Origin of the sequence: Sphingobium sp. DC-2, assembly GCF_000722555.1 — a bacterium.
GTDB lineage: Bacteria > Pseudomonadota > Alphaproteobacteria > Sphingomonadales > Sphingomonadaceae > Sphingobium > Sphingobium quisquiliarum.
In genome coordinates this window covers 45,299-58,469 of the sequence record NZ_JNAC01000054.1, presented here as the reverse complement: position 1 = coordinate 58,469, position 13,171 = coordinate 45,299, and the positions used below count along the sequence as shown (strand labels likewise).

General features: G+C 61.8%; 12 protein-coding genes. 11 read left to right on the top strand and 1 reads right to left on the bottom strand.

The annotated features are described in order from the left end of the window. Window positions 1-2: 2 nt before the first annotated feature. From ET21_RS0112015 to ET21_RS0111965, 11 genes are all read left to right on the top strand, one after another. Complete coding sequence (locus ET21_RS0112015; protein WP_081856707.1) at window positions 3-1,517, top strand: 2-hydroxymuconic semialdehyde dehydrogenase; 1,515 nt, start codon at window positions 3-5, stop codon at window positions 1,515-1,517. Continuing rightward, window positions 1,514-2,326, top strand: a complete 813-nt coding sequence (locus tag ET21_RS0112010; protein WP_272945212.1) for a fumarylacetoacetate hydrolase family protein — start codon at window positions 1,514-1,516, stop codon at window positions 2,324-2,326. The genes ET21_RS0112015 and ET21_RS0112010 overlap by 4 nt, the downstream gene beginning before the upstream one ends. Beyond that, window positions 2,319-3,107 carry a fumarylacetoacetate hydrolase family protein gene (locus ET21_RS0112005; RefSeq protein WP_030539894.1) on the top strand — a complete coding sequence of 263 codons (789 nt, stop codon included), beginning with the start codon at window positions 2,319-2,321 and terminating at the stop codon, window positions 3,105-3,107. Before ET21_RS0112010 ends, ET21_RS0112005 begins: the two co-directional genes overlap by 8 nt. Beyond that, window positions 3,104-4,369 carry an acyl-CoA dehydrogenase family protein gene (locus ET21_RS0112000; RefSeq protein WP_202807129.1) on the top strand — a complete coding sequence of 422 codons (1,266 nt, stop codon included), beginning with the start codon at window positions 3,104-3,106 and terminating at the stop codon, window positions 4,367-4,369. Before ET21_RS0112005 ends, ET21_RS0112000 begins: the two co-directional genes overlap by 4 nt. A gap of 7 nt (window positions 4,370-4,376) precedes the next feature. Further along, window positions 4,377-4,592 (top strand): 2-hydroxymuconate tautomerase family protein, encoded by a 216-nt coding sequence (locus tag ET21_RS0111995; protein WP_030539892.1) that lies wholly within the window; start codon window positions 4,377-4,379, stop codon window positions 4,590-4,592. Further along, complete coding sequence (locus ET21_RS0111990; RefSeq protein WP_030539891.1) at window positions 4,589-5,512, top strand: acetaldehyde dehydrogenase (acetylating); 924 nt, start codon at window positions 4,589-4,591, stop codon at window positions 5,510-5,512. Before ET21_RS0111995 ends, ET21_RS0111990 begins: the two co-directional genes overlap by 4 nt. Further along, the gene (dmpG, locus tag ET21_RS0111985) at window positions 5,512-6,585 is read left to right on the top strand and encodes a 4-hydroxy-2-oxovalerate aldolase (RefSeq protein ID WP_051768155.1); all 1,074 of its coding nucleotides are present in this window, start codon (window positions 5,512-5,514) and stop codon (window positions 6,583-6,585) included. Before ET21_RS0111990 ends, dmpG begins: the two co-directional genes overlap by 1 nt. A gap of 103 nt (window positions 6,586-6,688) precedes the next feature. Beyond that, a complete protein-coding gene (locus ET21_RS0111980) occupies window positions 6,689-7,036 on the top strand; it encodes a 2Fe-2S iron-sulfur cluster-binding protein (RefSeq protein WP_051768154.1) in 348 nt (115 codons plus the stop codon). Next, window positions 7,033-7,467, top strand: coding sequence for a heme-binding protein (locus tag ET21_RS0111975; protein ID WP_030539888.1), 435 nt, complete (start codon window positions 7,033-7,035; stop codon window positions 7,465-7,467). Before ET21_RS0111980 ends, ET21_RS0111975 begins: the two co-directional genes overlap by 4 nt. Further along, on the top strand, window positions 7,468-8,400 hold the full coding sequence (locus tag ET21_RS0111970) for a catechol 2,3-dioxygenase (RefSeq protein ID WP_030539887.1): 933 nt from the start codon (window positions 7,468-7,470) through the stop codon (window positions 8,398-8,400). A gap of 48 nt (window positions 8,401-8,448) precedes the next feature. Continuing rightward, window positions 8,449-11,001 carry a TonB-dependent receptor gene (locus tag ET21_RS0111965; protein ID WP_030539886.1) on the top strand — a complete coding sequence of 851 codons (2,553 nt, stop codon included), beginning with the start codon at window positions 8,449-8,451 and terminating at the stop codon, window positions 10,999-11,001. An 88-nt stretch (window positions 11,002-11,089) separates the two neighbouring features. On the opposite strand, the gene ET21_RS0111960 is transcribed toward ET21_RS0111965, so the two are convergent. Next, window positions 11,090-12,889: a bifunctional diguanylate cyclase/phosphodiesterase gene (locus ET21_RS0111960; RefSeq protein ID WP_051768153.1), complete on the bottom strand. Its 1,800-nt coding sequence runs from the start codon at window positions 12,887-12,889 to the stop codon at window positions 11,090-11,092. Between the last annotated feature and the right edge of the window lie 282 nt (window positions 12,890-13,171).

The following is a 13,171-nucleotide window of genomic DNA, read 5'->3' as shown; positions in this document are numbered from 1 at the left end:
GGATGACCTTGGATCAGGCAGCAGAGCTTGTGCGATCACCTGGGGGAAGCGGGCAGGAGATTGCCTTCAGGCACTTTATCGACGGACGTTTCGTCGAAAGCGTGGGCCAGGTGTCATTCGAAAATCGGCGTCCGCACGATGGCACGCTCATCGGTCGAGTGGCCGAAGGGAGACGTGCGGACGTCGATGCCGCCGTCATGGCGGCGCGGCAGGCGCTTCACGGGCCATGGGGCGCGCTGTCGACGGACGAGCGCTGCGATCTGGTCCGCGCGGTTGCCGATGGCATCACCCGGCGCTTCGACGATTTCGTTGCCGCCGAAATGGCGGACACCGGCCAGCCGCGATCCATGATGGCTCATGCTTTCGTGCCGCGCGGCGCCGCCAACTTCAAAGCCTTCGCGGACCTCGTCAGGAATATAGGCGCGGAAAGTTTCCAGACGTCAACGCCCGATGGCGGTGGTGCCATCAACTATGCGATCCGCAAGCCCAAGGGCGTCATCGCTGTCATCTGTCCATGGAATGCGCCGCTGCTGCTGATGACATGGAAAGTGGCGCCAGCGCTTGCCTGCGGCAACACCGTCGTCGTCAAGCCGTCGGAGGAAACGCCGGGCAGCGCAACGCTGCTGGGAGAAGTCATGGCGGAAGCGGGCATACCCAAGGGCGTCTATAATGTCGTCCATGGCTTCGGGCCGGATTCCGCGGGCGCTTTCCTGACCAGCCATCCCGGCGTCGACGCCATCACTTTCACCGGCGAGACGCGTACGGGCACGGCCATCATGAAGGCTGCGGCCGAAGGCATGCGGGACGTTTCGTTCGAACTGGGGGGCAAGAACAGCGCGATCATCTTCGCCGACGCGGACCTTGACGGCGCGGTCGACACCATCATGCGGTCCGCTTTCCTGAACTGCGGTCAGGTCTGCCTTGGCACCGAAAAAGTGCTGGTCGAGCGTCCGCTGTTCGATCGCTTCGCCGCTGCGCTCAAGGCGAAGGTCGAGGCGCTTCGGCCGGGGCACCCGGACGACGCCGCGACCAGCCTGGGCCCGCTCATCTCGCATGAGCACCGGGCCAAGGTGCTGTCCTATTATGAGCGCGCGCGGGCGGATGGCGCCACGATCGTGACAGGCGGCGGCATTCCGGGCATGCCCGCCGAACTGGCCGGGGGAGCATGGGTTCAGCCGACGATCTGGACCGGCCTTCCCGATGACAGCCCCGTCGTGAACGAAGAGATTTTCGGCCCCTGCTGTCACATACGCCCGTTCGACACGGAAGCCGAAGCGGTGGCCGTGGCCAACAACACGCCCTACGGCCTTGCCGCCACGATCTGGACGCGTGACCTTGCGCGCGCGCATCGCGTGGCGGCTGCGGTGGAGGCCGGAGTCACCTGGGTCAATAGCTGGTTCCTGCGCGATCTGCGCACGCCTTTTGGCGGAACCAAGCAGTCGGGCATTGGCCGGGAAGGCGGCGTTCACAGCCTGGAATTCTATACCGAACTTCGCAACATCTGCGTGAAGCTGTGACGCGGACGCTGGAGCAGACGGCCGTGGAACGCCATGGCGACGAGCTATACGACGCCTTCCTGAACCGGACCACCGTCCCCAACCTGCGCGATCGGGTTGCGGGGATCACGATCACCGATGCCTATCATATTCAGGCGCATTTCGTGGAGCGGCGCGTCCGGGCGGGCGAGGCGATCGTCGGCAAGAAGATCGGCGTCACGTCGCGGGCCATACAAGAGGCCATTGGCGTGTTCGAACCGGATTTCGGCCAGCTCACATCCGCCATGGCCTTTGAGGATGGAGCGGCCATCGATCTCGACAGCCTGATCCAGCCGCGGGCGGAAGCGGAAATCGCATTCGTGCTGAAGCGGGACCTGAAAGGGCCGGGGATTACCGCCACGGACGTCCTGCGCGCGACCGATCATGTGCGGACCTGTTTCGAAATCGTCGACAGCCGGATCTGCGGCTGGGACATCAAGATCGAGGACACGGTTGCCGACAACGCCTCCTGCGGCGTCTATGTGCTGGGAGAGGACAAGGCGGATCCGCGCGACGTCGATCTGACGCTGGCAGGGCTGCTGGTCGAAAGGGATGGAGAGGCGGTCGCATCCGGCGTCGGGGCCGCAGTGCAGGGATCGCCGCTCAATTCCGTCGCCTGGCTTGCCAACAGGCTGGGGCAGCTTGGCATCCCCTTTCGCGCTGGAGAGGTCATCCTGTCCGGTTCTCTCGGCCCGCTCCTGCCTGTAAGCGACGGCGGCCTGCTCGTAGCCACGATCGGCGGGGTGGGGTCATGCAGCATCAACTTCACGCGCGGAGGGGTGCATGCTTGACGCGGCCGCCATAGAGAAGCTGACCGGCATCGTGGCGGCTGCGCAGGCGGCGCCACATACTATCGCGAAGCTGACCGATGATTATCCCGGCATGACGGTGGCCGACAGCTATGCCGTGCAGGATGCGCTGCTCGCGCGCTGGCAGGCCGAAGGGCGGGTTCTCGCAGGCTACAAGGCGGGGCTCACGTCCAAGGCCAAGATGGACCAGATGGGGGTGTCCGAACCGTCATTCGGCCTGCTCATGGCGGACACGATCGATGCCGATGGCGGGATCATCCCCACCGGAAAGCTGATCCATCCGCGCGCGGAGGCGGAAATAGCCTTTGTCATGAAGGACGAACTGGCAGGCGCGGCGGTTTCCATCGGCGACGTCATCGCTGCGACCGATTTCGTGCAGCCCGCGCTGGAGATCATCGACAGCCGCTTTGAAAAGTTCAAATTCGACCTGGTCAGCGTCATCGCCGACAACGGCTCCTCGGCACGCTTCCTGTTGGGTGGAAGGCCGCGCAGGCCGCAGGAACTCGACCTGCGGACGATCGGCATCCTGCTGGAGAGAAATGGCGAAGTTGCCGCAATGGCGTCGTCCGGGGCCGTGCTGGGTCATCCGGCGCGGGCGGTACAGATGCTCGTTGCCTGGCTTCATGCGCGGGGACGCACGCTGCCAGCGGGGTCGATCGTCCTGACCGGCGGCGCGACCGAGGCGATCACCGTAACGAAGGGCGATGCCATTGCCGCGCGCTTTCAGGACATGGGCGCGATTTCCGTAAGGATGGAACGATGATGGAACGGAATGCGGCCAGACAGGACGCGCGGGCGGGCAGCCAGTCATGGCCTGCGCGCAAGGAACCGGGGCTCTATAATGACTGGATGAGCCCTGCCGATGTGCGGGAGGTGCGCGCGGAGGTCAGGGCCTTTGCCGAGCGGGTTGTCGCCCCGCGTGCCCGTGCGATTGGCGATGCGGAAGAATGCGTGGATCATTTCCCGCACGATGTGTTCCAGGCGATGGCCGCCGAAGGACTGTTCCGCATTCCCTTCCCGGCAAGTGTGGGCGGCCGGGGACTGGAGCATCCGGCAGCCGCGACTGCCGCGGTGATCGAGGAACTGTCCTATTATTCGGCGTCCGTCGGCGCCATCTACGATGTGCATTGCATTCTGGCCGGTCAGGCATTGGCGCAGGGTTCGGACCATCTTCACCGTCAATATCTGACGCCGTTGCTGGAAGGCAGGATCGTCGGTTCCTTCGCAACGACCGAGCCTGAAGCGTCCACCGACCTGTCCCTGTCCTCCATGGTGACGGAAGCGGTCGAGGTGGATGGCGGCTTCCGCGTCAGGGGCCACAAGCGCTTCATCACCAACTCCCCGGTCGCTGGCTTCGTGGTGCTGCTGTGCCGGGATGGGCAGGGCATGACAGAATTGGTCATCGATATGTCCAGTGCGGGCGTGATGGTTGGCAGGCCTGACCGCAAGATCGGCAATAATGGCCAGCTAACGGCTGACATCCATTTTGACGATGTCTTCGTTCCTGCCGCCAATCTTCTGGGAAAGCGGGGAAAGGGTTTGAGAGTCGCGCTCCAGACACTGACATATGGAAGGATCGGCATAGCCGCCGCTGGCACGGGACTGGCCCAATCGCTGTTCGACCATTGCGTGGACAGGCTGGCGACACGCCGGGCTTTCGGCAAGAAGCTGGGACAATTTCAGCACTGGCAATTCCGCATGGCGGAGCGGGCGACCGCGATCGAAAATGCGCGCAACCTGTATCTGAAAGCGGCATTGCGCAGGGACGCCGGTACTGTTTTCCCGGAGCCCGAAGCGGGCATGGCGAAATATTATGCCACGGAACTTGCGGGCGAGTTCGCGCGGGAAGCGGTGCAGATCTTCGGCGGCTACGGCTTTCTGCGTGAACTCGGCAATGACGGCAGCCATGCGCATGTGAGCGAGATCTACCGCGATGCGAAGATCGCCGAAATCTATGAGGGTACGAACGAGATCCAGAAGTGGATCATCGCGCGCCAGATCTTCGGCAAAGAAATAACAGGGTGAAGACAGGATGCCGATAATTTCAGTGGTGCTTGCTGAAGGGCGCACCAGAGAACAGAAGCGCGACCTTTGCCGCGCGCTCACCGCAGCCGCCATCAGCGCGGTCGGGGCGAGACCTGAACAGGTGAGGATCGTGATCCAGGAAACGCCGCTCGACAATTATGCAGTCGCCGGGGTGACATTTGCCGAGCGTGCGGAAGACGCGCTTGAGGAACCAATGAAATGACGAAGATCAAATGCGCGATCATCGGGCCGGGCAATATCGGCACCGATCTGCTCTACAAGCTGCTGCGTTCCGAACTGCTCGATCCGATATGGATGGTGGGCGTCGATCCGGCATCGGAAGGGCTGGCAAGGGCCAAAGCGCTGGGCCTGAAGACCACCGATCAGGGCGTCGATGGACTGGTGCCATATGTGGGGGCGGATGGCGTCCAGATCGCCTTTGACGCCACGTCTGCCTATGTGCATGCCGAAAACAGCCGCAAGCTCAACGCGTTGGGTGTGTTGATGATCGACCTGACGCCCGCCGCGATCGGTCCCTATTGCGTTCCCCCGGTCAATCTCGCCAGCCTCGCGGACCGGCGGGTCATGAATGTCAACATGGTGACCTGCGGCGGGCAGGCGACCATTCCGATGGTCCATGCGGTCAGCCGCGTCCAGCCGGTCGATTATGCCGAGATCATCGCGACGGTGGCTTCGAAGTCGGTCGGTCCGGGAACGCGCAAGAATATCGACGAATTCACGCGGACGACTTCCGGCGCCGTGGCCAAGGTCGGCGGCGCCCGGCGCGGCAAGGCGATCAATGTCATCAATCCCGCCGAACCGCCGCTGGTGATGCGGGACACCATCTATTGCGAAACGCAGGACGATCCCGATCAAGCGGCCATCACCCGTTCGGTGCATGACATGATCGCCGAGGTGCAGAAATATGTGCCGGGATACCGGCTGAAGAACGGCCCGGCATTTGATGGGCGAAAGGTCTCCATCTTCCTGGAGGTGGAAGGGCTGGGCGACTTCCTGCCCGCCTATGCCGGGAACCTTGATATCATGACGGCCGCTGCCGCTCGCGCCGCCGAAATGTTCGCGCGGGAGATATTGGACGGGAAAATCGTCCTTGCTCCCCTGATCGCCGGGGAGGCCGCCTGATGACGCAGGAGCAAGAGGTCCGTGGCTGCAGGGTCAAGCTGCATGATATGTGCCTGCGCGACGGCATGCATTCGATGCGGCACCAGATCAGCATTGAACAGATGATCGATGTTGCCACCGGCCTGGACGATGCGGGCGTTCCGCTGATCCAGGTGACGCATGGGGACGGCCTTGGCGGGTCTTCGCTAAACTATGGCCGGGGGCGCCACAGCGACGAGGAATATCTGCGCGCGGTCGCGCCGCGGATGAAGAAGGCGAGGATTTCGGTGCTTCATGTCCCCGGCATCGGGACGCTGGACGAACTGCGCATGGCGGCTGATTGCGGCGCATCATGCGTCCATGTCGCGACCCATTGCACCGAAGCTGACGTGTCGGAACAGCATATCGGCCTGGCGCGCGAGCTGGGCATGGACACGGTCGGCTTCCTGATGATGGCGCATATGACCCCGGCCGACGCCCTGGTGGAGCAGGCGCTGCTGATGGAGAGCTATGGCGCAGAGACGGTCTATTGCACCGACAGCGCCGGTTATATGCTGCCCGATGAGGTAAGCGCGCGGATCACGGCCATGCGCGCCGCCTTGCAGCCTGCAACCGAAATCGGATTCCACGGGCATCACAATCTGGGAATGGGCATCGCCAATTCCCTGGCGGCCGTCGCGTCCGGCGCGGATCGTATCGACGGATCGGCGGCAGGTTTCGGCGCCGGGGCGGGCAATACGCCGCTGGAGGTTTTCGCGGCCGTCTGCGAACGCATGGGTATCGAAACCGGAGTGGATGTCTTCCGCCTCATGGACGTCGCCGAGGATCGCGTCCTGCCGATGATGCCCCTGCCCCCCAGGGCGGACCGCGATTCACTGACCCTGGGCTATGCCGGTGTCTATTCGACCTTTCTTTACCCGGCGAAGGATTGCCAGCGCAAATATGGCGTCCCGGCGCGCGACATCCTGATTGAACTGGCCCGGCAGCGCATGATTGGCGGGCAGGAAGACATGATCGAGGACACGGCGCTCACCATGGCGAAGGAACGGGGGCTGATCGGCCATAATCATGTCCGGGCAGCGGCAAGCGGTTAGCGTAGGTGATACGCTTCGGGCATCAACAAGGACCTTAAAGAGTATTTGTTGATAATAATGATATTGGATAGTCAGGCAAATAAATGCCGGGAGAGGATAGGCCATGTACGGCGAAGTAAAAGAGATACGGCGCGATGGATGCCGGATTGAAGTGCTTGGCCGCAAGGGCGGCTTCACTTGCCGGGAGGATGAGAATGTGCTCGCGGCCATGATCGCGTCGGGGCAGTCCTTGTTGCCGGTCGGATGCAGGAACGGCGGCTGCGGCGTCTGCCGCGTCAAGGTGCTTGCCGGGCGCTTTGCCGCTGGTCCCATGTCCCGCGCAATGGTCACTGCCGCCGATCAGGCTTCGGGCGCAGGGCTGTCCTGCCGCCTTTACCCGTTGAGCGACATGACGATCGTGCCGATGCCGCTTCGCCGGGGTGCCGGTTCATGGCCGGGGCTGCCCGCATGAACGCCGCCGTCGCGATATCGGGGCCGGCCCTTCCGGCGATCGAACTCATGCTGTCTTCGGCATGCGCCAGAGCCGGGGTGCTGGGCGTGAAGGCCAATATCGCCATTGTCGATGGCGGCGGTAACCTGGCCGGGTTCATCAGGATGCCCGGTGCTTTCCTCAGTTCGGCCGATCTCGCCATCGACAAGGCATACACGGCCGCCAGCTTTTCCATGTCCACGCGCGGGTTCGGGATATTGCTTGCAGGATCGTCGCGGGCGGTGCGGGAAGGGCTGCTGCGGCGGCCGCGCTTGACGGAGGTGCCCGGAGGCGTTGCGCTGGAACTGGATGGCCAGGCAGCGGGCGGTTTGGGCGTTTCGGGCGGGAGCGAGGAGCAGGACGAGGATATCGCCGCCTATGCCGCCGCCGCTATGACGCCGGGGAGAGGGTGAATGGCAATTCGTGGATTATTGCGTGTCGGAGAGGTTTGCCTCCGGGTATTCGACCTGGACGAAGCGCGCCGCCATTATGGCGAACGCATCGGATTGATCGAAACGCACAAGGGCGATCGTGACAAGCTTTATTACAAGGCGTCCGACGAGCATGACATCTATTCGCTCGTCCTGATGCAGAGCGATACGCCCGGCATCGAATATTTCGCGTTCAAGACCTATGCGGACTCTGATCTGGAACGGTTCGAAAAGGCGCTGACCGAATATGGCCTGACGGTCGAACATATACCGGCAGGCACCTATCCCCGGAGCGGGCGGCGCATTCAGTTCCGGCTGCCATCAGGCCATCTGATGCAAATATATGCGCAGAAGGACCAGATCGGAAATGGCATGCCCACACATAATCCTGGGACCATTCCCGATGAAGGCTATATTCGCGGCATGCGGGTGATCCGGCTTGATCATATTCTACTCGGCAGTTCCGAGATCATGCGCAATCGTGAGATCTTCACTTCCATTTTCGAAATGAGCATCAGCGAGGAACTGATCAGTCATGAGGATGAGACGCGCATAGCCATTTTCCTCACCGGATCGAACAAGCCGCATGACATCGCTTTCGTCTTGCAGCCGGATGGTAACCGCTTCCACCACATTTCATTCCTGCTGGAATCGGTGAACGACCTGTTTCACGCGGGCGACCTGATCGGCAAATATAATATCGCGGTGGATGTATCGCCTAATCGTCATGGTGTGACGCGGGGTGCGACGATCTACTTTTTCGATCCTTCCGGTAATCGCAATGAAGTGTTTACGGGGGGATATGTCCATTATCCCGATACGCCGCAACTTACCTGGGACACCAGTCAGATCGGGCGAGCCACCTTCTCGCACGACAACATGCCGCGGCAGAGCTTTCTCGATGTCTTGACCTGAATTTTCGATAAATCTGGCGGGATAAGCACCGCCTTAGGGGAGGTTGAAATGAAGATCGGCTTTTTTGACGGCGCTTCGGCGCTGACGGTGGCGCTCGTCCTTGGCGCGCCCGTTCATGCCCAGGATTTCGCCGCGCAGGATAGCGGCGGGCTGCAAGAGATCGTGGTGACGGCCCAGAGGCGTTCCGAAAGCGCGCAGGATGTTCCCATAGCGATTTCCGCTGTCACCGGGGATGCGCTCCAGGCCAAGGGTCTCTCCGATATCGCCAGCATCAGCGGCCAGGCTCCCAATGTAACGCTGAAAAGTTCGGGAGCCTTTGGCGGATCGAGTTCGACTCTCTACACTTATATTCGCGGCATCGGCCAGAATGACTTCGCCTTCAATCTGGAACCGGGCGTTGGCGTCTATATCGACAATGTCTATCTCGCCCGCAACATTGGTGCGAATGTGGATCTGCTTGATCTTGAACGGGTCGAAGTCTTGAAAGGACCTCAAGGAACGCTGTTCGGACGCAATACGATCGGCGGCGCGCTCAACATCGTCACCGCCGATCCCGGCAATGCGTGGAAGTATAAGGGCGAGGTGACGACCGGCCGTTTCGACCGGATCGACGTGCGGGCGTCGCTGGAAGCGCCGGTCATTCCCGATGTGCTCCGCCTTGGCTTCGCCTTTTCGACCAAGCATCGGGACGGTTATCAGAAACGGATTCCCTATGCCGGGGACACGGGCAACAATCCCATCTGGCTGCTCGCGACGGGCGGCGCATCGGGCGGGCCGCAAAACACGAACACGGATGAGGCGCTGCTCTTTCCCATTACGGCCAAGGACCGGCCGGGCCGCTCCGGCAACCAGAACCAGACCGCATTTCGCGTAAAGGCGCTTTTCACGCCTGACGACCGCCTGACCGTCCGGTTGATTGGCGATTATCTGAACGTCGATGAGCAGGCGACGCCCTTCTCCCTGCTCCAGGTCAACCAGAATGCCTATGTCGCGCTCTATAACACGTGCATTTCCGGCAATCCCGGCTTCTACGCGCCAGTCGCCGCGATGGCGGGTGCTCCGGCTGCGGGCGTGGCGGACCTTTGCGCCGGTCCTCGCGGAAACCCGGCTTCTCCCACCGGGGCACAGCCGTCACTGGAAAGCCAGGCCGGACAGCATCTTCCCTATGATGGACGCTATGTCGTCCGGAAAGCGGACGGCAGCATCGACCCGGACCGTTCCTATGCCAGCGGCGCCAATTTCAACAAGATCGACAATTACGGCATCAACGGCCAGATCGAATATGCCCTGACGGGTGACCTGACCCTGAAATCGATAACGGCCTACCGGCGGCTGGAATCCAAATTCGGAGTGGATATAGGCGGCGCTCCCTTTTCCGCGCTGAACCCCACTTTCGAAACCAATGAAAACCAGTTGTCGGAAGAGGTCCAGCTTGTCGGCAATGTTCTTCAGGACCGATGGAAGTTCGTTCTGGGCGGTTATTATTTCCATGAATGGGGACGCCATGATGAAGGCGTTCCCTTTACCGGAGGATTGATCCAGGTCTATTCGCCCGATAATCGCTGGGATACAAAATCCTACGCCGCCTTCATGCACAATAATATCGAAATCGTTCCCGATAAAATCGGCATCACGCTGGGAATTCGCTATACGCATGACCGCAAGCGCTTCACAGGTACGCAGCGGGACGAAAACGCCTTCGGCATTCGTCTTTTCCAACTGCCGCCAGCACTGGTTTCGCCCGACCCGGCGGACCCCTATCTGCTCTATCCCATTGGTGAAAACCGGCTGTCATTCAACAACCTGTCCTACCGCCTGGGCGCTGAATATCACATCAACCAGCGCATGATGGTCTATGCCTCCCACGCCACTGGATATAAGGGAGGCGGCTGGACGACGCGGCTGACCGCGCCCAATTTCATCGTCGATCCGGTAACCGGGCTGCCCGTCAGGCAGGGCGCACCGACATTCGGCCCGGAAAAGGCGTATACGACCGAAGTCGGATTCAAGTCTGAACTGTTCGACCGCCGCGTGCGGCTGAACCTGGCGCTGTTCAATACGGAATATAATGGCATTCAGCTCACCTTCCAGAATGGAGCTTCGCCCGTCACGGCAAATGGGGGCAATGGCCGTATTCGCGGTGCGGAGGTCGAACTTAATCTTGCTCCGGCGCGCAACTGGACGCTGGATGCCAGCGCGGGCTATCTGGATGCCGAATATCAGTCCGTTCTGCCCGGCGTCCCCCTTTCCGGGGACGAGAAGTTCGTCAATACGCCGAAATGGCAGGCGCAGGCGGGCACCGCTTACACGATCGAAACCGCGAACATCGGATCTTTCACGCCGCGGGTGGACTGGACCTATGCCAGCCGCACATTCAACGATGAAGCGAACACGCCGGTCCTTGCGACGCCGGGCGGCAGTTACTTCAACGCCTCGGCCACCTGGCGCTCACCGGATGAAAGATATGAAGTGCAGGCGGGCGTCACCAATATTGCCGATCGCAGGGTGGTCGTGTCGGGCTATACCAATGCCGAAGCCATCTATTCCGGCGTATTCAGCCGTCCGCGCGAATGGTTCCTGACCTTGCGTGTTCGCAACTAGCGGGATTTGGCGGAACTGTCAGGCAGGGCGGCCTCGATGGGCGAATGACGGCTGACCCTGCCGAATTTGTGTCAACGTGCTGGAAGGATCACACCGGATACCGTTTGGCAAGCACGGCGGGCACCTGATCCGCGGATATGGCGGGGCTGAACAGATAACCCTGGGCCAGATTGCATCCCTTGCGACGCAACTGGGCCGCCTGGGCTTCTGTCTCGACGCCTTCGGCCACCGTGGTAATGCCCAGCCGTTTCCCCAGGTCAGTCACCGTCTGCACGATCGCGGTGTTGGTGCTGTCCTTCAGCGCGCGCACGAAGGAACAATCGATCTTGAGCACGTCGATCGGAAATTGCTTGAGATGGATCAGCGACGCATAGCCGGTCCCGAAATCGTCGAGCGCAATCGTCATGCCCGCCGCGCGCAAGCGTTCGAATATGCCCAGTATCTTGCGGACGGCGCGTCCGAAAAACACTGATTCCGTGATTTCCAGTTCCAGCGAGGAAGGCTCTATGCCCGCGCGGGCCACCTGATCCAGAAGGCGGTCCGCGAAGTCGGGCTGGCCGAACTGCACCGCCGCAATGTTGATCGCGATCCGGCCGGACGCCAGGCCCGCCTTGCGCCAGCTGGCGATGTCGGCGGCAACCCTTTCGAAAATGCGCTGGTCGAGGGCGATCGCCAGTTCCGCATCCTCGAACGCAGCCGGGATCATGGCTGGCGTGTGGACGCCATAGATATGATCGTTCCAGCGCAGCAGGGCTTCGAACCCCACGACTGCGCCGGAGCGCAGATCGACCTTCGGCTGGTAAAAGGGCTGGACCTGATCATGGTCCAGAACATGGCGGGCGATCGACAGTTCCGACATGCGCACCTGCTGGTCGGCGCGCATCTCGCTCTTGAAATAGCGGACGCCGCCGCCCGCCTCCTTCGCTTCGTACAGCGCCAGATCAGCGCATTTGTACAGGCCGTCCGCATCCTTCCCGTGCGCCGGATACAGAGCGACGCCGATGCTGGCGCGGCAAATATGCGCCTGTCCGTTGAGGGAGCAGGGCGCGGTCAGCACCTCCCGAAGTTCGCCGACCGTCGCCTCAAGCTGTTGCCGGTCGGCCGTATATATGAACAGCGCGAATTCGTCGCCGCCCAGCCGTCCTGCCAGGGCGTCGCCAGCGCCGAACTTCTCCAATCGCCGCGCCGTCGCCTTCAGCAGGCCGTCCCCCGCATCATGGCCGTGGCGGTCGTTAAGGGATTTGAAGCCGTCAAGGTCGATGAGCAGCAGGGCGATTTCGACGTCGCTGCCTTCCGCGCCCGCAAGCGCTTTGCGGAGCCCGTCCATGAACGCGCGCCTGTTCCAAAGGCCGGTGAGATCGTCATGATCGGCTGACCAGCGGACGGCTTCATCCGCCATTTTCCGGTCGTCTATATCCTCGATCGTGCCGTACCAGCACAATATCCCGCCGTCAGCCCGGCGGCGAGGCGCCGCGCGGCAGCGCTGCCAGCGGAAGCTGCCGTCATGCTGACGCAGCCGCATTTCATAATCGAGCGGCTGCCCCGTCAGGCGGGCTTCTTCCCACGCGGCCTTTACAAGGGGGCGGTCGGAGGCATGGATCGCCGACAGGAAATTCCACCCCATGCATTGTTCGTAGGACAGGCCCGTCCTTTCCAGGCCGCGCACGTCTATGTCCATCACGCCGCCCCCCGCATCGGCGATCCAGGGGATGAGCGGGCTCAGCGCGACGGTGTAGCGATATCGTTCCTCGCTGATCTGGAGAGCTTGCTGGATGGTGCCGGAGGAAAACCTGTCCGTCAGGACGATGGCGTTACGCTCGCCCGCGAAGGCGAGCGGGCTGATCTGCTCGCCCTCAAGCCATTCGTCCTGATCGTAGGGCCGCCCCACCTTCTTCTCCTACGCGAATATTGTGCGACGCCCCTCTATGCGATCATTGGTCAAAACAGTCTTAATAGCCTCAAGTTATGGGGAATCATGCAAAGTGGCGTAGAATAGACGATGCGCCACGCAGGATTCTTCCACCAAAGAACCGTCTGGTCCATGAACAGAGCGGCGTCCGTTACACAATAGCAACAGTCCGCGCAGGCGCTATGACCCCTGCTGGCTTTACCGGGGGCTGATGCTGTTCTGAAATGATCGCTTGTTGAGCCAGCCGAAGGGGGTGGCGGC

Excerpts from the sequence above, each read along its gene's own strand:
- ET21_RS0112015 (WP_081856707.1), top strand. The coding sequence starts at position 3 with ATGACCTTGGATCAGGCAGCAGAGCTTGTGCGATCACCTGGGGGAAGC.
- ET21_RS0112005 (WP_030539894.1), top strand. The coding sequence starts at position 2,319 with ATGCTTGACGCGGCCGCCATAGAGAAGCTGACCGGCATCGTGGCGGCT.
- ET21_RS0112000 (WP_202807129.1), top strand. The coding sequence starts at position 3,104 with ATGATGGAACGGAATGCGGCCAGACAGGACGCGCGGGCGGGCAGCCAG.
- ET21_RS0111995 (WP_030539892.1), top strand. The coding sequence starts at position 4,377 with ATGCCGATAATTTCAGTGGTGCTTGCTGAAGGGCGCACCAGAGAACAG.
- ET21_RS0111990 (WP_030539891.1), top strand. The coding sequence starts at position 4,589 with ATGACGAAGATCAAATGCGCGATCATCGGGCCGGGCAATATCGGCACC.
- dmpG (WP_051768155.1), top strand. The coding sequence starts at position 5,512 with ATGACGCAGGAGCAAGAGGTCCGTGGCTGCAGGGTCAAGCTGCATGAT.
- ET21_RS0111980 (WP_051768154.1), top strand. The coding sequence starts at position 6,689 with ATGTACGGCGAAGTAAAAGAGATACGGCGCGATGGATGCCGGATTGAA.
- ET21_RS0111975 (WP_030539888.1), top strand. The coding sequence starts at position 7,033 with ATGAACGCCGCCGTCGCGATATCGGGGCCGGCCCTTCCGGCGATCGAA.
- ET21_RS0111970 (WP_030539887.1), top strand. The coding sequence starts at position 7,468 with ATGGCAATTCGTGGATTATTGCGTGTCGGAGAGGTTTGCCTCCGGGTA.
- ET21_RS0111965 (WP_030539886.1), top strand. The coding sequence starts at position 8,449 with ATGAAGATCGGCTTTTTTGACGGCGCTTCGGCGCTGACGGTGGCGCTC.